This is a genomic window from Phaeobacter sp. CECT 5382 (assembly GCF_001457775.1).
Lineage (GTDB): Bacteria > Pseudomonadota > Alphaproteobacteria > Rhodobacterales > Rhodobacteraceae > Pseudophaeobacter.
Genome location: NZ_CYSG01000030.1, coordinates 1 through 21,134 on the forward strand (window position 1 = coordinate 1; position 21,134 = coordinate 21,134).

General features: G+C 60.9%; 13 protein-coding genes and 2 pseudogenes. 11 read left to right on the plus strand and 4 right to left on the minus strand.

Annotated elements, in window-relative coordinates:
• The 7 genes and pseudogenes from PH5382_RS18545 to glmM form a co-directional block, all read left to right on the plus strand.
• Positions 1-194, plus strand: a pseudogene (locus tag PH5382_RS18545) (UTP--glucose-1-phosphate uridylyltransferase); the annotation flags it as partial.
• 362 nt (positions 195-556) lie between these two features.
• Positions 557-2,431, plus strand: coding sequence for a polysaccharide biosynthesis protein (locus PH5382_RS18550; RefSeq protein WP_058335878.1), 1,875 nt, complete (start codon positions 557-559; stop codon positions 2,429-2,431).
• Between the two features lie 213 nt (positions 2,432-2,644).
• Positions 2,645-4,873 carry a YjbH domain-containing protein gene (locus PH5382_RS18555; protein WP_058335888.1) on the plus strand — a complete coding sequence of 743 codons (2,229 nt, stop codon included), beginning with the start codon at positions 2,645-2,647 and terminating at the stop codon, positions 4,871-4,873.
• The gene (locus tag PH5382_RS18560; protein WP_058335879.1) at positions 4,870-5,610 is read left to right on the plus strand and encodes a YjbF family lipoprotein; all 741 of its coding nucleotides are present in this window, start codon (positions 4,870-4,872) and stop codon (positions 5,608-5,610) included. Before PH5382_RS18555 ends, PH5382_RS18560 begins: the two co-directional genes overlap by 4 nt.
• A 156-nt stretch (positions 5,611-5,766) precedes the next feature.
• Entirely contained in the window at positions 5,767-6,006 is a 240-nt protein-coding gene (locus PH5382_RS18565) for a hypothetical protein (RefSeq protein ID WP_058335880.1), read from the plus strand.
• Between the two features lie 326 nt (positions 6,007-6,332).
• Entirely contained in the window at positions 6,333-7,607 is a 1,275-nt protein-coding gene (locus PH5382_RS18570; RefSeq protein ID WP_058335881.1) for a nucleotide sugar dehydrogenase, read from the plus strand.
• 44 nt (positions 7,608-7,651) lie between these two features.
• Positions 7,652-8,995 (plus strand): phosphoglucosamine mutase, encoded by a 1,344-nt coding sequence (glmM, locus tag PH5382_RS18575; RefSeq protein WP_058335882.1) that lies wholly within the window; start codon positions 7,652-7,654, stop codon positions 8,993-8,995.
• 131 nt (positions 8,996-9,126) lie between these two features.
• On the opposite strand, the gene PH5382_RS18580 is transcribed toward glmM, so the two are convergent.
• The gene (locus PH5382_RS18580; RefSeq protein WP_231751935.1) at positions 9,127-11,493 is read right to left on the minus strand and encodes a DEAD/DEAH box helicase; all 2,367 of its coding nucleotides are present in this window, start codon (positions 11,491-11,493) and stop codon (positions 9,127-9,129) included.
• Between the two features lie 255 nt (positions 11,494-11,748).
• Between PH5382_RS18580 and PH5382_RS18585 the strand changes: the two genes are divergently transcribed.
• The 4 genes from PH5382_RS18585 to PH5382_RS18600 all read left to right on the plus strand — a co-directional run bounded on the left by PH5382_RS18585 (position 11,749) and on the right by PH5382_RS18600 (position 16,222).
• Positions 11,749-12,612: a substrate-binding periplasmic protein gene (locus PH5382_RS18585; protein ID WP_058335883.1), complete on the plus strand. Its 864-nt coding sequence runs from the start codon at positions 11,749-11,751 to the stop codon at positions 12,610-12,612.
• A gap of 1 nt (position 12,613) precedes the next feature.
• Positions 12,614-14,983: a putative bifunctional diguanylate cyclase/phosphodiesterase gene (locus PH5382_RS18590; RefSeq protein WP_058335884.1), complete on the plus strand. Its 2,370-nt coding sequence runs from the start codon at positions 12,614-12,616 to the stop codon at positions 14,981-14,983.
• Between the two features lie 348 nt (positions 14,984-15,331).
• A complete protein-coding gene (locus PH5382_RS18595) occupies positions 15,332-15,637 on the plus strand; it encodes a hypothetical protein (RefSeq protein WP_231751936.1) in 306 nt (101 codons plus the stop codon).
• A gap of 48 nt (positions 15,638-15,685) precedes the next feature.
• Positions 15,686-16,222, plus strand: coding sequence for a hypothetical protein (locus tag PH5382_RS18600; protein WP_231751937.1), 537 nt, complete (start codon positions 15,686-15,688; stop codon positions 16,220-16,222).
• 197 nt (positions 16,223-16,419) lie between these two features.
• Here PH5382_RS18600 and PH5382_RS18605 read toward each other — a convergent pair whose 3' ends face one another.
• From PH5382_RS18605 to PH5382_RS18615, 3 genes and pseudogenes are all read right to left on the minus strand, one after another.
• Positions 16,420-19,098 (minus strand): methyl-accepting chemotaxis protein, encoded by a 2,679-nt coding sequence (locus tag PH5382_RS18605; RefSeq protein ID WP_082645755.1) that lies wholly within the window; start codon positions 19,096-19,098, stop codon positions 16,420-16,422.
• Between the two features lie 327 nt (positions 19,099-19,425).
• Positions 19,426-19,554 (minus strand): annotated as a pseudogene (locus PH5382_RS20220) (IS3 family transposase); the annotation flags it as partial.
• A 240-nt stretch (positions 19,555-19,794) separates the two neighbouring features.
• A complete protein-coding gene (locus tag PH5382_RS18615) occupies positions 19,795-20,931 on the minus strand; it encodes a GSCFA domain-containing protein (protein ID WP_082645756.1) in 1,137 nt (378 codons plus the stop codon).
• Between the last annotated feature and the right edge of the window lie 203 nt (positions 20,932-21,134).

Consider the following 21,134-nt stretch of genomic DNA (forward strand, 5'->3'; position numbering starts at 1 on the left):
ATGCCATTGCCGAGGATATCGCCGCCGAGGTGCCGACCCATGGGTTCCGCTTTCGTGGTGAGCGCTTCGACTGCGGCTCCAAAGCGGGTTTCTTGCAGGCCACCGTTTCATTTGCCCTGTCACGACCAGAGCTGCGCGATGATCTGATGGCCCATCTCGATAGGGTCACCGGCCTGAAACGGGCCGCCGAATAGAGCCACGCCGCCGCCTTTACCGCGGTCCTTATCACCGTTCTGGCCCGCTACCCTCAGTCCCCTGCAGCATCCCTGAGCGCCCGAAAGAGCGCCGAACAACCTTCAGGCGATAAAGATTCGGCAAATAACAGCCTATAGGGCAGGGCTGGTATCGTTCGCTTTGCGTCCGAATGCGTTCTGTGCTAGGCCGGAACAAATTAAATTGAGATGCAGAGCGAGTGGATTTTGATTTGTGAAAGCTGGAGCAGTTGCATGCTTCGGACGGCTGCCAGCCCGTGTTTCCAACAAACAGATCGCACCCAAGCAGATCGCGCTGATCTCCTGTGCTGCACAGGAGCAAAAATATTGGACGGGGCAGCAAAATGTTCAACCTGATCAGCAGGTTATCGCGCAAACAGAAATCCTATATCTTTCTCGCCGTTGACCTGGGGCTGATCCCCCTGGCCCTGCTGTTCACGCTGGCCGTCCTCCCTCTGCCCGAACCTGCCCTGCATACGCTTGCCGCTATGTTGCCGGTGCTGCCTTATGTCATGATGGCGGCGGCGGCGACCTCGCTGTGGCTGGGCCTGCCGATGGTGCAGCTCAATGCCTATGAGCGTCACGCCGTGGCGCTGACCGGGTTGGTTGCGGTTCTGACGGCGGCGGTCCTGGCCTTGCTGACCCATCTCTTTGGGCCAGATCTGCCCTCGGGAACCCATGTGGTCTTTGCCACCAGTTATATGCTGTTCATGATGGCAATCCGGGCGTTCCTGCATCAGATCGTTCTGGTGGTCTACCGGCGGGCAACGCCGCGCTGCCGGGTTCTGATCTATGGGGCCGGCACCACCGGCACCCAGCTGGCGCAGGCCCTGAAATCCCATGATGGCATCGATCCTGTCGCCTTTGTCGACGACAATGGCTCTTTGCAGGGCATGACTCTGGTGGGGCTGCCGGTGTTTCCACCGGCCCGCATTCAGGAACTGGTCGAAAACCGGCAGATCCACCGGGTGCTGCTGGCGATGCCGTCGCAGAGCCAGCCAAAACAGGCCCAGATCATTCAACGCCTGCAAAGCATGCAGCTGGAAGTGCAGGCGCTGCCTTCCTTTGCTCAGCTGATTGGCGAAGAAGCCCTGGTCGACAAGCTGACCCCGGTGCCGCCGCAGAAATTCCTTGGACGGGCCGCGCGCAGCCTGCCGCTGAACAAGGCCAGCGCTTCTTATGCCAATCACGTGGTGCTGATCTCTGGTGCTGGCGGCTCGATCGGCTCTGAGCTGTGTCGCCAGGTGCTGGCCTGCCGCCCGACCAAGCTGGTCCTCTTTGAGCTGAGCGAGCTGGCGCTCTATACGGTGCACCAGGAACTGACCCCACTGGCCGAAAGCCTCGGCATCGAGGTGGTGCCCATTCTCGGCTCGGTCACTGATCCGCGCCAGGTGCGTATGGTGCTGGCAGAACATGGGGTGCAGGTGATTCTGCATGCGGCGGCCTACAAACATGTGCCGCTGGTTGAGGCCAACCCGCTGCCCGGTCTGGCCAATAATGTCTTTGGCACCCAGACCCTCGCAGAGGCTGCAGCGCGCGCCGGGGTGGAACGGTTCATTCTGATCTCTTCGGACAAGGCGGTGCGCCCGACCAATGTCATGGGCGCTTCCAAACGCATGGCCGAGCTGCTGTTGCAGGACCTGGCCAGCCGCAGCAGCCAGACCGTCTTTACCATGGTGCGATTTGGCAATGTGCTGGGTTCTTCCGGCTCGGTGGTGCCGCTGTTTCAGGATCAGATCAGCCGCGGCGGGCCTGTCACCGTGACCGATGTACGGGTAAAGCGCTATTTCATGACCATCTCCGAGGCGGTCCAGCTGGTACTGCAGGCCGGAGCCGAGGCCCGGGGCGGCGAGGTTTTCGTGCTCGATATGGGCGAGCCGGTACCGATCCTGCAGCTGGCGCGCCAGGTGATCGAAAGCGCCGGCTACAGCCTGCGCGACGAAAGCAACCCGGAGGGCGATATCGCCATCGAGATTGTCGGGCTGCGCCCCGGTGAAAAACTCGAGGAAGAACTCACCCTGACGGACGAGCTGATCACCACCCGACATCCAAAGATCTTCTGTGCCCGTGAAACTGTGCTGTCAGAGATCGAAGTGGCCGCTTTCATGCGTGGGTTGCGTCAGGCCGTGGCCGCCGGAGACGCTGTGGCGGCACGCCAGGTTTTGCAGCGCTGGGTTGAGGGCTATGGCCATCAGGACACAAACCGCAAAACATCCTGACCCACAGCTCCACCCGGACCGGGTCGGCGTTGATCCGGCGGCACCTTCCGTGCTCTAACCGGGCCTGCATACCGCAAAAATCGACAGACATAGCTCTGACATAGGTCTGACATAGGACAGAGGGCTGGCAGAGGGCTGGCTGGCAGGTGTTCGACAGACAAATGTTTGACAGGCATAAGGCAGCCCACCCTCGTGATCCGCAGTTTTTCCAGCATGTTCAGGACCGTTTTCAGCCGCGCAGCACCGCATCGCCTGACCGCAGCTGCCACCCTGCTGTGCCTGTCCGCCCCCGCCGCCATGGCCTGGGGACCCGAGATCACCCGGGCCGCGCCCGATCCCGCCCCCGGCACTGTCGAGGCCGCGCCGCGATTCAAACCGCTGCCGCCGCCTTCGCTGAATTTCTATGGCAGCCCCGGCATCATCGACATGCCTTCGGCAGAGATGCTGCCGGATGGGCAATATGCGGTGACCTATTCCTGGTTCGGCGGCCAGAGCCGCTACAACATCACCTTCCAGGCGCTGCCCTGGCTGTCGACCAGCTTTCGCTACAATGGCATCCGCAATCTCAACCTGTTTGGCTTTGCCACCTATTATGACCGCGGCTTTGATGTGCGCGCCCGGCTCTGGCGCGAACGGCGCTGGCTGCCTGAAATCACCATGGGGCTGCAGGATTTTGCCGGCACCGGTGTCTACGCGGCAGAGTATTTCGTCGCCACCAAGCGCTTTCAGACGCCCGCACTCAGCCGCAGCCGCAGCCCCGGTCAGCTGAAGCTTTCCGCTGGGATCGGCTGGGGGCGGCTCGGCTCCTATGGGGCCATCGGCAGTATCGGCGGCGCGCGTCCCAGTTTTGTCGGCGGCTCCACCGGGGGCGAGCTGTCTTATGATCAGTGGTTTCGCGGCGATTTTGCCCCCTTTGCCGGGATTGAATGGCAACCCGATGAACGCTGGAGCCTGAAGGCGGAATATTCCTCGGATGCCTATGTCACCGAGACTCAGGTCTCGGATGTCTTTGAACGCAAATCCCCCTTCAGCTTTGGCTTGGAATACCAGCACAGCGATCGCGCCCGTTTTGGCGCCTATTACCTTTATGGCTCTGAAATCGGCCTCACCGCCCAGTTCCAGCTCAACCCAAAACAGCCGGTCACCCCGATGCTGGTGCCCGCGCCTCAGGCGATCGTGCCCCGCAGCCAATGGGCCGTGAAAGAGGCGGACTGGAACCAGGAATGGGCGCAGAGCCAGTCGCAGACCACCGCCTTTCGCGACCGCGCTGCCGAAGCGCTCAAGGAAGACGGGCTGATTCTTGAGGCCATCGATTTCAAGGGCACCGTGGTCGATCTGCGCTTTCGCAATCCGCGCTATCGCTCGGCCGCCCAGGCCGCAGGCCGGGTGGCGCGGATCATGACCGCAACCCTGCCGGCCTCGGTCGAGACCTTCCGCATCACCCCGATGCGCGACGGCCTTGCCCTGTCGACTCTGGAAATCCGCCGCTCGGATCTGGAGGCCCTGGAATTTGCACCGCAGACTTCGGACGGGCTGCAGGCGGTTGCCGGCATCACCGAGGCCCGCCCGCTGCCGGAGACAGCACTGCAGTCCAGCGAGCTCTACCCGGCCTTTTCCACCAGTCTCGGCCCCTATACCCAACCTTCCTATTTCGACCCGGCCCGGCCTTTCCGGATCGATTTTGGTGTGGATCTGAAAGCCAGCTACGCGCCAGCACCGGGCTGGATCATTGCCGGCGCCCTGCGCCAGCGCCTGGCAGGCAACGTGAAAAACACCCGGGCCTCGAATTCGGTGCTGCCGCATGTGCGCACCGATGTCGGGGAATATGCGCAATATGGCACCACTCTGGAAAACCTCTATGTGGCGCGCAACTGGAAGCCCGGACGCAATCTTTATGCCCGCGCCACCGTTGGCCTGCTGGAATCCATGTTTGGCGGCGTCTCCGCCGAGGTGCTGTGGAAGCCGGTGAACAGCCGACTGGCCCTGGGATTCGAGGGCAACTACGTCATTCAGCGCGACTATGACCAGCGGTTCTCCTTTCGCGACTACAAAACCCTCACCGGTCACGCTTCGGCCTATTACGAGCTGAACAGCAACTATCTGGCGCAGGTTGATGTCGGCCGCTATCTGGCCGGCGATTATGGCGCCACCTTCAGCCTGGACCGCCAGTTCAACAATGGCTGGCTGGTTGGCGCCTTCTTCACCGTAACCGATGTCTCTTCGGAAGATTTCGGCGAAGGCTCCTTTGATAAGGGCTTCCGCTTCCGCATCCCGCTCGACTGGATGCTGGGCAAGCCCAGCCGCCGCGGCTTTGGCCTGACCATTCGCCCCACCCAACGGGATGGCGGCCAGAAGGTACATGTCCCGGGGCGGCTTTATGGCTCCATCCGCGAGGCCCATCGCGCCAGCCTGAAAGACCAGCGTGCGAGGTTCTGGGAATGACACATGCAACCGCAACCGAACATCGATATGGCAGAACACTGATCAAGGCAGCCGTCACCGGAATCGTCCTGGTGGCCCTCTTGGGACTGGCGGGCTGCAGCAAGGGCCCCGGCGAAGCCTCGGCAGAGGTCGAGCTGAGTCAGGCGATCCGCGAGGCCATCGCCAAGAAGCGGGCGCCAAAGCCGCAACCGCTGCAAATCAGTCGTGCTCTGCTGGACCAGCTGGGCCAGCCCCATATCGAAGTCACGGTCGAAAGCCATGATCTCACCGGCTACCTTGGGCTGGTGCTGACCCGCCAGGATGATTTCCCCGGCGAGATCACCGTCTGGCGCAGCAGTGACAACAACTCTCTGGCCTTTCGCAATGGCATGCTGATTGCCAGCCGCGGCCTGGGCGGCAACCTGCTGTCGGCCCGCGTTCCGGCGCAGAACGGCATCGTCGGTCCCGCCTCTGATGGCGCGCGCAGCTACCAGCTACGTCATGGTGACAATGTCGCCCGTCAGGTCGACATGGCCTGCGAACTGCGCGATCTCGGCGCCGAACAGCTGAAGATTATTGGCCGCAGCTATGCCACCCGTCATATTCAGGAATACTGTGAAGGCGCGCCACAGGACGGGCGCCCCACCGTGGTGGTCAATGACTACTGGGTTGATTCTCGCCGGGACAAGGTCTGGAAATCGCGCCAATGGGCGGGGCCAGAAATCGGCTATTTGCGCATTCGTGACCTGTCTTCCTAGATTTTTTTGCCACAGTCGCCGGTTTTTTCAGCGGCTTCCCGCAAATCGAAACAAAAAAAACCACTCAGCAAGAGTTCCCCGCTACACCTTGCGTTGAAATTACCCGAGAGCTGACCTAAAGTTCCTTCAACTGGCTTTCCAATGGAGATTTGGATTATGAAAAATATCATCGTCGCTGCCGCCCTGACCGCCCTGAGCGTGACTTCTGCCTCGGCGCAGGCTGTTGAAACCGCAACTGTGGCAACCACCACCACAACCACCGTTGCCGGCACCACCCTGGTTGGCGGCATCACCGTCGGTACCGCCGTTGCTGGCGCGCTGGGTCTGGCGATTGTTGCAGGCGTTGTTGGTGATGACGACAACGGCACCAGCACAACAACCACAACCTCCAACTAATTCTGTTGGGGTTCAGGCCACTCTTGGCCGCCATTTAGAGAATTCCAGGAACGGGCCTTTGCGGGCCCGTTTCTTTTTGCCTGCTTGTTTGTGCCTGCCTTATCTTTGCCTGCCGGTCTCTTTTGCAGTCATGGATCTTCCTGTCTCGGGCCCTCCTGTCACGGGGCCGTGTCCGTACCACCCCCCGCAGGGCTGGTGACTGCAGCACGGGCAGGCTATAGGAAAACCCCTGAAAACGGCTCTATCCTGTCACGGGGTCGTCACCAACAAGACACCGGATCCCACCTCCGGACCACAAGAGGCCTGACAAGGCAAAGGAGCAGAGCATGCAAAGCGCACCCGGGCAGATTTGCATCATCGGTCTTGGCTATGTCGGCCTGCCTCTGGCGGTGGCCTTTGGCAACCAGCGCCCCACTCTGGGCTTTGATATTGATACTGGACGCGTCAGTGCGCTGCGCGCAGGCGATGACCAGACCCGCGAGATTTCGGCCACAGAACTCGCCGACGCCAGCCAGCTGGAGCTGACCGCCGACCCCGATGCCATTGCCGCCGCAACAATCTATATCGTCACCGTGCCGACCCCGGTGGATGCCAGCCATCGCCCCGATCTGCGCCCGCTGCTGGCCGCCTCCAGAACCGTGGGGGCAGTGCTGAAACCCGGCGATCTGGTGATCTATGAAAGCACTGTTTATCCCGGCGCCACCGAAGAAGACTGCGTGCCGGTCCTCGAAGCGCAATCCGGCCTGCGCTTCAATCAGGATTTCTTTGTCGGCTACAGCCCCGAACGGATCAATCCCGGCGACAAGACCCGGCGTCTGGCCGATATCATCAAGGTCACGTCAGGCTCGACGCCCAAAGTGGCAGATCAGGTCGACGCGCTTTACCGCGAGGTGGTGACGGCCGGCACCCATCTGGCCCCCAGCATTCGCGTCGCCGAGGCGGCAAAAGTCATTGAGAACAGCCAGCGCGACATCAACATCGCCCTGATCAACGAGCTGGCGATGATCTTCAACCGCATGGGCATCGACACCGAAGCGGTGCTCAAGGCGGCCGGCAGCAAGTGGAACTTCCTCAACTTCCGCCCCGGTCTGGTGGGCGGCCACTGCATCGGGGTCGACCCCTACTACCTGACGCATAAGGCCGAAAGCCTCGGCTATCATCCCGATATCCTGCTGGCCGGGCGGCGTCTGAATGACGGCATGGGCAGCTATGTCGCCCATGCGATGATCAAGGCGATGTTAAAGCGCGGCCTGCCGATGCAGCGCGCCCGGGTGCTGGTGATGGGGCTCACCTTCAAGGAAGACTGCCCCGATCTGCGCAACACCCGCGTCATCGATGTGGTGCGCGGCCTCGAAGACTACGGCCTCAGCGTTGATGTGCATGACCCCCATGCCGACCCAGACACCGCCCGCACCACCCTGGGGCTGGAGCTGGTCGAAACGCCGGAAGCAGGCGCCTATGACGGCATTATTCTGGCGGTGGCCCATGCAGAATTCCGCCAGCTTGGCGGTGATGAGATCCGCGCCTATGGCACTCCGGATGCCCTGCTTTATGATCTGAAATATATTCTTCCGCCCGAGGCCTCTGATCTGCGGCTGTAGCTGCGGCTTTGACATCTTTGGCATGTGATAGGACTGAGAACACGATGCGCAAATTCTTTGGCACCGATGGGGTGCGGGGCACCGCCAATATCCACCCGATGACCGCCGATATGGCGCTGCGCATTGGCGCCGCCGTTGGCCGCTATTTCCGCCGGGATGCCGGCGGGGTGCACCGGGTGGTGATCGGCAAGGACACCCGGCTGTCGGGCTATATGTTTGAAAGCGCGCTGACTGCGGGCCTCACCTCGACGGGGATGAATGTGCTGCTGCTGGGGCCGGTGCCAACACCGGCCGTCGGGCTGATGACCCGCTCGATGCGCGCCGATCTTGGCGTGATGATCTCGGCCAGCCACAACCCGGCCGAAGACAACGGTATCAAGTTCTTTGGCCCCGATGGGTTCAAACTGTCGGATCAGGCCGAGATGGAGATCGAAGCCCTGATCGAGGCCGGGGTGGAGCCTGCACAGGCCAAGAACATCGGCCGTGCCAAACGTATTGATGATGCGCGCTTTCGCTATGGCGAGCGGGTGAAATCCTCGCTGCCGCGCGACATCCGTCTGGATGGGCTCAAGGTGGTGCTGGACTGCGCCAATGGCGCCGCACACCGCACCGCCCCCGAAGTCCTGTGGGAGCTGGGCGCCGATGTGGTGCCGCTGGGAGTGGCGCCGGATGGCACCAATATCAACCGCGGCTGTGGCTCGACCCAGCCCGAAGCCGCTGCCGCGGCCGTGGTCGCCCATGGGGCCGATGTGGGCATCTGCCTGGATGGCGACGCCGACCGGGTCATCATGATCGATGAGACCGGCCAGGTGGCCGATGGCGATCAGCTGATGGCGCTGCTGGCCGGTCGCTGGGCTCAGGCCGGGCAGCTGTCCAAGGGCACTCTGGTGGCGACCGTGATGTCGAACCTGGGGCTGGAACGTCACCTGCAGGGACAGGGGCTGCATCTGGAACGCACCGCCGTGGGCGATCGCTACGTGGTGGAACGCATGCGCGCCGGCGGCTTTAACCTGGGCGGCGAACAGTCCGGCCATATCGTGATGAGCGATTATGCCACCACCGGTGACGGGTTGATGGCCGGGCTGCATATGCTGGCCGCCATGGTGCAGACCGGCAAAGCTGCCTCTGATCTGCTGCGCCAGTTCGAGCCAGTGCCGCAGCTGTTGCAAAACGTGCGCTTTGCCGCAGGTCAAACCCCGCTCGAGGTGGCATCGGTACAGAACGCCATCCGCGACGCCGAGGCCGTATTGCACGGCAAGGGTCGCCTGCTGATCCGCAAATCCGGCACCGAGCCTTTGATCCGGGTGATGGCTGAATGCGAAGACGAAGCCTTGCTGAATGCCACCGTCGCCGAAGTCGCCGCAGCCGTCGAAGCTGCGGCCAACTGACAGGGCAGCATTCCGCCCCATCGTCAACATATTGAACTCGCAATAAAAACGCCGCCGAAAGATCTCTTTCGGCGGCGGCTGTTTTACGGCCCTCTGAGGCGGTTACCCTCAGAATATGGATCGGTCGTTTTTCAGGTCCGGCGCGGCTTGGCAGCGCCGCCCTTGGCGCCTTTGGCAACAGCAGCACGGGCCTTGTTCTTTTTGCTGTTGGCTTTGCCTTTTGGTGGTGGCGGGCCCTTGGGGCCACGGTCATCACTGGATTTGCCGGCAAATTTACCTGCGGGTTTACCACCAGACTTTCCGGCAGGTTTTCCGGCAGGCTTGCCGCCGCCAGATTTACCTGCTGGTTTGCCACCGTCCTTGCGCCAGCTCTTGCCGGGATCCCCGGCCCCTGCGCGGTAGCTGGGCTTGCTGTCAGGTTTGGCGGCAGCTGGTTTGCTGCGCGGCGCAACCGGAGTCACAACAGCATTGGGCTCGCGCGGGGCTTCGGCTTTGTGACGGGGGCGGTCAGACCGGTCTTTACGTTCCGGACGATCAGGGCGGTCAAAACGATCCCCTTTGGGGCGATCATCCCGGGGTTTGTCGCCGCCATAGGGCTTTTTGTCTTTGTAGCCGCCTTCGCGCGGCCCGCTATCGCGTCCACCTTTGTAGCCATCATCTGATCCACGCTGCGGGCGTTTGCCCTCATAGCCGCCGGATTTACGAGGGCCTCCTGATGAGGGACGCGGTCCCGAAGGACGGCCAGCCGGAAGATTAGGCGGGGTCGCCAGGCGGGTCACCTTGGTGCCGTCATCCAGCACCATGTCAGAGCCCATGGCTTTCAGGAAACCATCAACCTGAGCCTCGCGAATTTCGGCATAGCTTTCATTCTGCTGAATGCGGATGGCACCGATATCGCTTTTGGTGATGTCACCGGCACGGCACAGCATCGGCAACAGGCGGCGTGGATCCGCCCCGTTGCCACGGCCCGTCGCCAGCGAGAACCAGACGCTGGGGCCAAAGGGCTGGCGCGGCTCGGGCTTGGCATTGGCCGCCGACAGCTCTTCAGGGGCCGAGCGACCAGCATTCCACAGGCGCAGATAGGCAGCCGCCAGCTGGGCCGGGCTGAATTCCTCGGCCAGCTTGGCAACCATCGCCTCTTCGCTTGTAGCAGGTGCTTCGGTCCAGGCGGGATCCGCCAGCATACGCTCGCCGTCACGTTCCTTGATTGCCTCAGCCGAGGGGGCATTGCCCCAGACCGCTTGCAGCTTGGCCATCTTCAAAAGACGCTCGGCCTTTCTGGCGGCTTTTGGCGGCACGATCAGCGCGCTGACGCCTTTGCGACCAGCGCGACCCGTCCGCCCCGAACGGTGCAACAGAGTTTCGTGACTGTTCGGGAGTTCAGCGTGGATCACCAGATCCAGATTGGGCAAATCGATGCCGCGCGCCGCCACGTCGGTGGCGACACAGACCCGGGCACGCCCATCGCGCATCGCCTGCAGCGCGTGTGAGCGCTCAGCCTGCGACAGCTCACCGGACAGGGCCACCACGGAAAATCCGCGGTTGGACAGGCGGCTCAGCAGGCGGTTGACCATGGCGCGGGTGTTGCAGAACACGATGGCATTGGGCGATTCAAAATAGCGCAGCACATTGATGATGGCGTTTTCATCATCGCGCGCCGCCACTGACATGGCCTGATATTCGATATCGCTGTGCTGCGATTTTTCAGCCACGGTGGAAATCCGTTTGGCATCGCGCTGATAGCTTTTGGCAAGCCCCGCGATGGCCGGCGGCACAGTGGCGGAAAACAGCAGCGTCTGGCGTTCATCGGGGGATTCGCCCAGGATGAATTCCAGATCTTCGCGAAAGCCGAGATCCAGCATCTCATCCGCTTCATCCAGCACCACGGCGCGCAGATCCGACAGATCAATGGAGCCGCGCATGATGTGGTCGCGCAGACGGCCAGGTGTTGCCACCACGATATGGGCGCCACGATCCAGAGCGCGACGTTCATCGCGCATGTCCATGCCGCCCACACAGGAAGCCATCACCGCACCGGCTTCGCCATAAAGCCAGGCAAGTTCGCGTTTCACCTGCATCGCCAGCTCGCGCGTGGGCGCAATCACCAGAGCTAAGGGCGTAGCAGCAGAGGAAAATTTTTCGTCGTCCCCGAGCAGGGTGTCGGCAATGGCGAGGCCAAAACCCACGGTTTTACCTGACCCGGTCTGGGCTGAGACCAAAAGATCAACCCCGGCCAGGGCAGGGTCGGAGACCGCCTCTTGTACGGGGGTCAAAGATGTATATCCACGGCGCTCGAGCGCCAGAGCCAATGTCTGTTTCAAGAGATGATCTGCTTTTTTGTCGAGGCGGGAGGCGAACCAGAGTGCCACAGGGGAGAGGGCTGCCGCATGGGGCAGGGAGGGCCCCGCCGCAGCAATTGGCCGCGTATAGGCCAGATCCGCCGCTATGTATAGGCCAGTTTGCCAGCCTCCATCTCCAGGCCCCATCTCCAGCTCCATCTACAGCTCCATCTACAGGCCCGATCCCGGTGTTCAGAACTGGAGCCCGAGAGAGCTCTGAGAGAGGTCACGCAGAGAGCGGGGGGCAGAGAGTCGCCAGACAGCAGCGGGCTTGAGTCAATTTGTCTGTTTTCATCCTCGATCCGGAGCCCATCCGCACCGATATGCAGACGCTGGCATACGTTCAGTTAACGATCCTTTGGCATTTTAGGCAGGCGCGTTTTCGAACGCTTTGCGGCTAAGGGTTAGAGTTCCATGCAGGCATTACGCTTTCTGAAACTTGTGTTCCTGCTCCTGCCTCTGTCTCTGGTACAGCTGCCCGGCCTGGTTCTGGGCGGGTCAACTCTGGGGGTCTGGACAGTCGGAGCCTGGACATTCGGGCTATGGACGGTGGCGACATCGACAGCAACACCGGCCCGGGCCGATGTCATCGAGCTGCGCGCCGATCACTGGTGCCCCTTCAACTGCGCCCCCGGCAGCGCCTATCCGGGCTTTATGGTCGAACTTACCCGCGAGGCTCTGTCTCCCTTTGGCCATGAGCTGCGCTATGCCAACCTCAGCTGGTCGCGCAGCATCGCCATGGTCCAGAGCGGGGCGATCAACGGCATTATCGGCACCGACCCCGATGAGGTGACGGATCTGATCTTCAGCATCCCCCTGGGGCAGTATCAGGAAGCCATGGCCTTTCGCCGCGGCGAAGCCCGCGAGATCACCGGACTGCCGGATCTTGAGGGGCTGCGCCTGGGCGGCATCCAGGATTATGAATATTCTGCCGCGCTCAGCACCTATATCGCGGACTATCAGACAGATCCGGCGCGGGTGCAGCTGCTGACTGGCGAAAACGGGCTGCGGCGCAACCTGCGCAAACTGCTGGCGCATCGGATCGATCTGGTGCTCGAAGAATATTCCGTGCTGCGCTTTGCGATCAAAAATGCACTCATGGAGGATCAGATCGACATCATCCGGCACCAGAAACCAAGCGTGCTGCACATCGGGTTTTCCCCGGCGCTTGAGAGTTCACATCTCTATGTCCGCCAGCTTTCCGAAGGCATAGCCCAGCTGCGCAGCACCGGGCGCTACGGCGAAATCCTGGCCCGCTACGGGTTGCAGGACAACTGATATGCGGATCTTTGGCCCCACCTCTTTTCGGACGCGCCTGCTGATCGGCATGATGGTTCCGGTCTTTGTGATCCAGTGTTTCAGCCTGGCGCATGAGCTGTTGGATCACAAAGAATTCTTTCTGCAAGCCCTGGAAGACGAATGTGCCCTGGTGCTGCGCTTTGCCAGCGAAGCCCTGGCGCGGCCGATGTGGGACTATGACAGCCGCCAGATCCAGAGCATCGCCCTGAGCATGATCACCGAGGGCCATACCGCCCAGGTACTGATTTTCGACAGCAGCGGCAGCCTGACCTACACGCAGCAGGCCGCAGGCTACAGCCCCGCGCCCGATGATCTGCGCAACAGCCACGACATCACCTATAGTATCGGCGACAAAACCCATGTCCTGGGCCGGGTGCAGATTGCCCTGCCGATGTCTGCCATTGCGGCACCGCTGCAGGCTGCCTTGTGGCAGCATCTGATGGTTTCGGCCTTTGTGCTGACCCTGATCGCGAGCACCGTTTATTGGGTGCTGTCGCGGCTGTCTCTGCCGATGGCAGAACTCAGCAAGACCATGATAGATCTGCGCAATGATCGCTTTGAAGGCGAGGTGCCCGGCATCGAGCGCAACGATGAAATCGGCATGCTGGCTCAGGCCCTGAGTCAGCTAAGAGACAACAAGATCGAAGTCGCCGAGCTGCGGGCCGAAAGTGATAAACCCCCCCGCCGTGAACACAAGCGCATCCTGCGCGCCCTGCAATCCACCCGCGACGGGGTGCTGCTGGCAGATGAGACCGGCGAGGTGGTGCTGTGCAACCCCAATGCCGAGGTGTTCTTTGGCAATGCCAAGACCGGGCGCAGACTGAACTTCCGCTCCTGGCTGGATCCAGAGCAGGCCCAGCAAGCCGAAACCCATGTGTTGCGCAACGAGAATTTCGCCTTTGAAGCCCAGGTGGCCCATAGTCTTTCGGGGGTGGTGCTGAACCTGCTGGTGCGTGGCGGACCGATCCGCGATGAGCGTGGCGTCTATCTGGGCACCATGCTGCTGGCCTCGGACCACTCCGATCAGGCGCGTCAGGCCGAAAAGGTGCGGTTTCTGGCCGAACATGACAGCCTTACAGGGCTGCCCAACCGCCGTCTGATGGAACAGACCCTGGCCAAATGGCTGCTCGAAGAGGGCGAACAGGTCTCGATCCTGCTGGCGGATCTCGATCACTTCAAACTGATCAATGACACTCTGGGCCATCCCGCCGGTGACGCCCTGCTGCAGGTGGTTGCGCATAAGTTCGAAGCCTGCGCCACCAGTGATGTCCAGGCGGCGCGACTGGGCGGCGATGAATTTGCCATTCTCGTCAAAGGCGCGGGCAGTCTGGAACGGCTGAGCAATATCGCCGAACGGCTGGTGGCGGAAATGTCGATGCCACAAGAGATCAACGGCCATGTGTTACATAGCGGCATGAGTGCCGGCATCGCGACCCTGTCGGGCCCGGAGGCGAAACCGACCGAAGGCATCCGCTGCGCGGATCTGGCCCTCTACGAGGCCAAACGCGCCGGTCGCGGCACGGTCGAGATCTTCCACGAGGATCTGGAGACCGAGATCAAGCGCAAGAGCCTGTTGGAACGCGAGCTGCGTCAGGCGCTGGATGCGGGCGAGATCCGGCCAGTGTTTCAGATGCAGACCGATCTGAAAACCGGCGATATCATGGGGTTTGAAACCCTGGCCCGCTGGCATCACCGCCAGCTGGGCACGATTTCTCCGGCCGAATTCATCCCCATCGCCGAAGACAGCGGGCTGATCCGCGAGCTGACCTATCAGATCATGACCCAGGCCTTTCAGACGGCCGCCAAATGGTATGACATGGGGTTTCGGGGCCGGGTTGCGGTCAACCTGTCGCCAAAGCTCTTTGGCACCCAGGTGGATGAATTCGTCAACGACTGCCTGTTTGAAACCAACTGCCCGGCCTCTGCGGTCGAGGCCGAGATCACCGAAACCGTGGTCCTGGCCAGCGGCCAGTCTGCCCTGCGCGAGATCCAGGCCCTGCAGGAGCTGGGCATCACCGTGGCTCTGGATGATTTCGGCATGGGCTATTCCTCGCTCAGCTATCTGCAGAAATTCCCGGTGGACAAGATCAAGGTCGATGCGGCCTTTGTCTCGAAGCTGCCTGAATCCGGGGAAACCCGCGCGATTGTCAGTGCCATCGCCGACCTGGGGCACGCCCTGGGTATGCGGGTCACCGGCGAAGGCGCCGAGACCGACGCGCATCGCCAGCTGCTGAAGGCCTGCAAGGTGGACTATCTACAGGGGTATTTTGATGGGCCGCCTCTGGCCGAACGCGCCGCCACGGCCCGGCTATTTCCCACCCTTAGCGCACATCGGCAGATGCCGCGCTGAGAGGGCAGCCTGGATGCCAGCCTAGATGCCAGGTTGGGTGCCAGGTTGGGCCATAAGTCGGATTACAGATCACAGGCCGCAGATCACAGACCACAGATCACAGGCCCGCGCGTCACAGCTGTTCTGGCAGAACAGCTGGATCTGACGCCACAGACGCGGACCCCGAGGGACCCGCGCCTGCCAAGGCATTGGTACTAAAAAGAGCTTGTCGACTGCCACCACTCACGGTCAAAAGCTGTCGGACTAGCCATAAGATTAAGTGATCGCGTTTGAGTGTCAATATGATACCCTGCGCAAGAGACCCGTTTACTTTTGCACAAAGCTCGGCAAAATGTTCGAATTGATTGTATGTTAGAAGAGATAATGTCAGAAATTTCAAAACTAACGGAACTGCGAAAACTGCTTTTGGACATGGAATCTTCCATGGGATTACAGGATCTCTCTTCGGTAGAGCGCGACATCTACTATGCGGCCAGCGACCACGCGATCAGCGCCGGCGCCGTAAAAACCACCGTCCTGCAAGAACATGCCCTGCTGGCTCAGGTCTCGCGGCCGACCTTCTTTCGCGGACTTAAGTCATTGCAAAAAAAAGGCTATCTGGAACAGTGCAAAAATTCCACACGTGGTTATTACATTGTTAAGGCTCCCAGATAGATAAGACCCCGGAAGCGACACGCGAGGGCAACATTGGGACAGCAACGATTGATACAGGAAACAGGAATTGTTTCACTGGCCTATCTGGCGGCCTTTTTTGTCACTTTCGAAATTCTTATGCCAGTGCAATCCATCTTCTTTCCTGAATTCAACAATCAAGCGAGTCTGCTGTTTTTACCGCATGGGGTCCGGGTGCTGTCGGCCTGGCTGCTGGGCTGGCGTTCGGTGCTGGCGCTGCTGCCGGGGGTGTTCATCGTCTTTGTCTATTCTGCAGGTGATCTTGCCTTCACCCCCAGCCGACTGGCCGGCATTGCGATTGCCGTGACCATTCCCGCCACCATTTTCCATCTGCTGCGCCTGCTGGGCTGGGATCTCAGCCCGGCGACGGGTCGCAGGCCCTGTTGGCCCTGCATCATGGTGGCCGGTCTGCTGATCTCTCTCTTCACATCGGTACTGACCAATTTTGCCTTTGGCAGCGCCGCTGAGGAATATGTCGCCTATCTGATTGGCGACGTCTTTGGCCTGTTCTTTTTGATGCTGATCCTGATGCTGATTTTCCGCAGCCTGCGTCGCTATGGCGTCTGAAAACGGGCAGGGCGCAGCCCCCGCCTTTAGTGCCCCGCCTTCCCTGATGACGTCCCCCCCTTCCGGCCAGACATGAAAGCCCGCCTCACAGAGGCGGGCTTTGTCATTTGCGCTCATGCGGCGCTCACACTGGAGACAAACCACAGGGAGGATCAAGCCGGAGCGGGGAACAGCTGGCCAACGGTCTAGCCCGCCAGCTAGCCCACCTGACGCAGGCCCGGATCAAAATCGCTGTCCCGAGAAGCCGCCGCCGCAGCGCCGCCCGCAGCGCCTCCGGTGCGGAACCCGCCCAGAGCACTGTCCATCGCCTGCGCCTCTTGCGACAGGCCAACACTGGAGGAGGTCACCTCCTCGAACAAGGCCGCGTTCTTGGCCGTCGCATCATCAAGATTGCCCATGGCGCCATTGATCTCCTGCAGGCTGCCCGACTGTTCCGAGGAAGCCTGGGAAATCTCCTGCATCAAGGCCGCAGCACTGGTCACCGAGGTGGAGATCTCACCGATCACCTCACCGGTGCGCGCCACCAGATCAGCGCCCATCTCCACGTTCTCGCCACTTTCGACCACCAGGGCGGAAATCTCGGTGGCCGCTTCTTTTGAGCGATGCGCCAGGGTGCGCACCTCCGAGGCCACCACGGCAAAGCCCTTGCCGACATCGCCGGCCCGCGCCGCCTCGACGCCTGCATTCAGCGCCAGAAGGTTGGTCTGCTGGGCGATGCTTTCGATCATGCCAATGATCTGCGCGATCTTGTGCGAGCTTTCCTTGATGCCTTCCATGGCGGCATAGGTGCGCTGCACCACCTCCTGGCTTTCTTCGGCATGCCTGCGCGCCACCTCCACCGAGGAGGACGCCTCACCCGAGGCGGTGGCAGTATGCGTAATCGAGACCGACAGCTGGTTCACCGCCGCGGCCGTACTGGCCAGCGTTTGTGCGGTGCGTTCGGAGCGTTCCGACAGATCGCGCGAGGCGGCGGAAATTTCTGACGTCCCACTGGCGATGGATTTGCCGCTGAGACTGAGACGGCTGACAGATTGCTCCAGGCCGTCCACTGCGGCGTTGAAATCATCGCGTAGCTTGGCGTAGCCCTCGCTCATCGGGGTGTCGATACGAATGGTCAGATCCCCCCGCGACAGCTGCGCCAGACCTTCGCCAATGGCGGTGACGGCGGCCGTCTGGTCGGCCTGACGTTCTGCGCGTTCCGCCTTGGCAGATTTTTCGTTCTGTTCCTTTTCCACCAACCCGTCGCGAAACACCGACAGGGCGCGGGCAATGCGGTAGATTTCATCGCCGGCGCGGTCAAACCCTGTCACCGGGCTCAGATCACCCTCGGCCAGATGTTCGGTGGTTTCACTGATCTTGGCCAGCGGCCGGGTGATCAGGATCCGGGTCAGCACCATGGCCAGGATCAACACCCCGCCCGAGACCAGCATCAACAGCTGCATGCGTTGCTGCGCCATCGCCATCTCCGCCGTGAGGCCATTGGCCATCTCGGCAATCTCTGCCTGGCTTTCGGCCCCCAGATCGGCTGCGTGATGGGCAATGCTCAGCACCACCTCAGCCGTATGGTTCGAGGCCTGCGCCGCCGCCACATCCGCCTTGAGAGAGCCGAGCTTGAAGGCCGCCAGACCCTCGGCCGGATCCGCCAGCGCCATCATGCCCTCCAGCTCTGCTGCGAGGCTGCCCTCATCAAAGGCGACATAGGCCTGCAGGGCCTCAGCGGCCTGCTGAATTGGTGCGATGGTGGCCTCAGCTGCGGCACTATCAGAGGCTGCGACCACATCCAGGGCCGCCAGCTGAAACGCGCTGATGGCGCCGGTGATCCGCAGCAGATCGTGCAGCACCCCGACCTGGTTGTCCAACAGGCCCTGGATGGTATCCTTGTTGTTGTTGCTGGCCTGGCTGGCCGCGATCGACAGGGTAAAGACCATCTTGTCCAGTGCCCGCGACAGTGGCGCGGAACTGGACTGGCGTGCCTTCATCACGACCTTGCGGTTTTCCTTCTGTTCCTTGCGGCTGGCGGTCAGGGTATTCTTGAAGACCTCGATCCCCTGACGCACCTTCTTGGCACCAAAGGCATCCAGCCCGATCTCTTCGAGCTGTTCCAGAACCGGCTCCAGCCGGGCGATGGCATCGGTGGCCATCTCGCGCAGGGCCTTGCGGGTCGGCACGTCGCGCACATGGCCCAGAGCCAGCGCCGCACCGGAAAGCAGATTGATATCACCCCGGGCCTCCAGCAGGGTCTGCAAACCGCCGAATTGTTTTTCCACCAGATCGCTCAGCACCGCATCCACCTGGGTGATGGTCTCGCCGCCACTGCTCAGCAGGTTGGTATAGGCGTCATCGGCCACCACCAGCAGCTTGCCCTGCAGGGCTTCGCTGAGGTTTTGCAGCTCAGCCGTCTGGGTTTCGATCCAGGCCTGATTGCGAAAGGCGCTCCGGCGCGCGGCCACCAGGCTTTTCAGGGTTTCAGCCGCATCCGCTGCCTCAACCTTAAAGCCCTCCTGCTCGTTGCCCGGCAATCGGGCAATGCTGGCGCTCAGCTCTTCGGCGGCCTGCGCCACGGTCTCTTCGGCAAGCTCCAGCTCGGCCTCATTCTTTGACAGCAGGATCCGGGTCATGGCGTTTTTGCTCTGACTTGCGGCCTCGCCCAGCTTCTGGCTCATCTCAAGATGCGGCAGCTTGTCCGTCGCCAGCACCCGCATATGGCTGCCCACCTCGCTGAAAACCACAGAGACCAGGATCCCGCCCACAGCCGATGCCGCCCCCATCGCCAACAGGATCAGGGTGATCTTGGCCCCGATACTGGAGAAAGGCCGCCTTTTGCGTTTTGCAGTTGCCGGTTCTTTGGCTTTTGTGGCTGCTGTATTTGCCGTCATGCTTTTACCCGCGTGTTCAAACCAATTTATCTGACCGCAGACATCGCAACAGCGGGTTCGTCAGCTGGGCTGCCCAAACCGCCTGTTGAGATGTTTTCCATCTTTGAAAGGTCAAATCTCATCTATAGGCAGGCCAGAAGAGAGTGAAAAAACCGTAATTTTGGGCGCCATAATGCCATGCATTTTAGGTATCCTCCCTCCACCCCGCCCCTATCTCGAGCCCATCGGAGGCCACTTCGGACAATTTCAGCTCCAGTCCTGGAAAGCGGGTGTTCATCTGCTCGACTATGGCAGCATTGCTGCGCCGCAGGCTCGTGAGAGCCTCTGTGGCAACCGCCGTTGTGCCGACAGGTGCTGGCCCAAAACGCGACAAACCCGCCTCTCAACTCCCTTCATCCGGCTGCGGACATGGGCGATACAGGCGCGGCGACGCGAGGGACTCATTTGACAGCCCTGGGTTTGAGACGATCAGGAGCGGCGGTGCTGAGACCCATGGGCGGCATCAGCCTTTTTCCGGATCTTTGCGTCCAGTCTCTACATCTGTTCTTCGCCAATTTCAGATGATTTCTGACTTTTCTTGAACACGCATGGGAAGTGTTCAAGAAAAACCTGTTGCCATTGATCGATCATTAGGATGCACGGAAAACCGGCAGTCCAATTGCCGACCGTCCAATTAGAAGACCGCTTGCAGGCCCTTCAGGAGACCTCTTTACGCGGATCTTGTGTCGCAAGCTTTTTTTCCAGGGCGAGAATCTGGTTTTTATAGCGATCAACTTCGCGGCGCAGCCGGGTGATCAAGGCCTCTTCAGAGTCCACGGCACTGATTTCGACCTCTTCCAGAGAGCCCTCTGGGGGAAGCCCATAACGGGTCAGGAAAGTACTGATGATGCGCCCCACAATGAAGTCGCTGGCATGCAGGCGATCATCCTGCCACGCCAGCGCTGGGGCGCTGTGCAGCACTGCCTCGTAGCTGGGGAAGTAGTCGACACCCTCATGCTCCGAGGCGAACTCCATAGCCGCCACACGGAGGGTCGATTTTGATGTGGTGTTGGCGATTATGACGTCATGTTCTGAAAAAGTCCGGGCCAGCGCCACCGGCGAGACGGTGATAACAATCTTCTGTCCCACTTTTGCGTGTCGCGCGAGCAGAGTGTGGATTTCGCGCAGGGCCTCACGGCATTCATCCACCGATAAGATTCTCAACTCGAAACGATCGGGTTCTTTCATAAGCAGGCGCGGGGCGGGCACCTCATTGAGGTAGAGACCGCTTTTCGTATCAAACCAGGCTTCAATCAGGCCAAGCGTCAAGATCAATACATCCGCCTCGAAAGCGCGGGCAAAGGCGAGGTTGATCTCCTTGCGGCGCGCCCGCAGGGCTTCAAGCGAAGCATTTCCGGAATTTATTCGCAGCTGTGCATCATAGAAAAGGTCTAGGCCCGCAGACAGGAACGCCTCTTCGGGGTAGTCGCGTTCACCCGATGCGAATTGAAGCTCCTGCAGGATTGAGAATGGGGTGTATTTGTTGAACAAACCCAGCGTTCGCGCTCCGGTCGCGCCAAGATCGGCCACATCCATCTGGCGGCTTAGAACATTGGCTCCGGCCAGTTCAAGGCGCTCTTCCACATTACGCGCGAAGCACGAACCGATTGCGAAAAAGGTGTTGCCTGGTGAGCAGGAAAACGTCTGAAGCCCTTGTGGAACGACCACTTTACTTACTATGCGATCCCGCGCCGACAGCGCATCCCCGCCCGCCCAACGATCATGATCGTTGGATTTCGTTCTCGCTAGGGCCTGTTTTGCATTGACCATGAATATCCTCAATTCCCGATCCATAAATATTCAGCCCTGTCAGGGCTGCCGTTCGGCTCAAGGCTTTCAAACCTTAAGTTTTTTCGCCTCGTAGTCACGATGCGAAGGTCCAGTCTGGTCATCGGGGCAGGATACAAGAAACCTCTCGGCTTGCTGGTTGATGACCACATCTGGAGATTCAGCCTTAACGATACCGTAGTCAATGTTGGGCTGCCAAAGGAAAACAA

Coding starts and splice junctions, on each gene's coding strand:
- PH5382_RS18550 (WP_058335878.1), top strand. CDS start 557: ATGTTCAACCTGATCAGCAGGTTATCGCGCAAACAGAAATCCTATATC.
- PH5382_RS18555 (WP_058335888.1), top strand. CDS start 2,645: ATGTTCAGGACCGTTTTCAGCCGCGCAGCACCGCATCGCCTGACCGCA.
- PH5382_RS18560 (WP_058335879.1), top strand. CDS start 4,870: ATGACACATGCAACCGCAACCGAACATCGATATGGCAGAACACTGATC.
- PH5382_RS18565 (WP_058335880.1), top strand. CDS start 5,767: ATGAAAAATATCATCGTCGCTGCCGCCCTGACCGCCCTGAGCGTGACT.
- PH5382_RS18570 (WP_058335881.1), top strand. CDS start 6,333: ATGCAAAGCGCACCCGGGCAGATTTGCATCATCGGTCTTGGCTATGTC.
- glmM (WP_058335882.1), top strand. CDS start 7,652: ATGCGCAAATTCTTTGGCACCGATGGGGTGCGGGGCACCGCCAATATC.
- PH5382_RS18580 (WP_231751935.1), bottom strand. CDS start 11,493: ATGGAGCTGGAGATGGGGCCTGGAGATGGAGGCTGGCAAACTGGCCTA.
- PH5382_RS18585 (WP_058335883.1), top strand. CDS start 11,749: ATGCAGGCATTACGCTTTCTGAAACTTGTGTTCCTGCTCCTGCCTCTG.
- PH5382_RS18590 (WP_058335884.1), top strand. CDS start 12,614: ATGCGGATCTTTGGCCCCACCTCTTTTCGGACGCGCCTGCTGATCGGC.
- PH5382_RS18595 (WP_231751936.1), top strand. CDS start 15,332: ATGTTAGAAGAGATAATGTCAGAAATTTCAAAACTAACGGAACTGCGA.
- PH5382_RS18605 (WP_082645755.1), bottom strand. CDS start 19,098: ATGACGGCAAATACAGCAGCCACAAAAGCCAAAGAACCGGCAACTGCA.
- PH5382_RS18615 (WP_082645756.1), bottom strand. CDS start 20,931: ATGGATCGGGAATTGAGGATATTCATGGTCAATGCAAAACAGGCCCTA.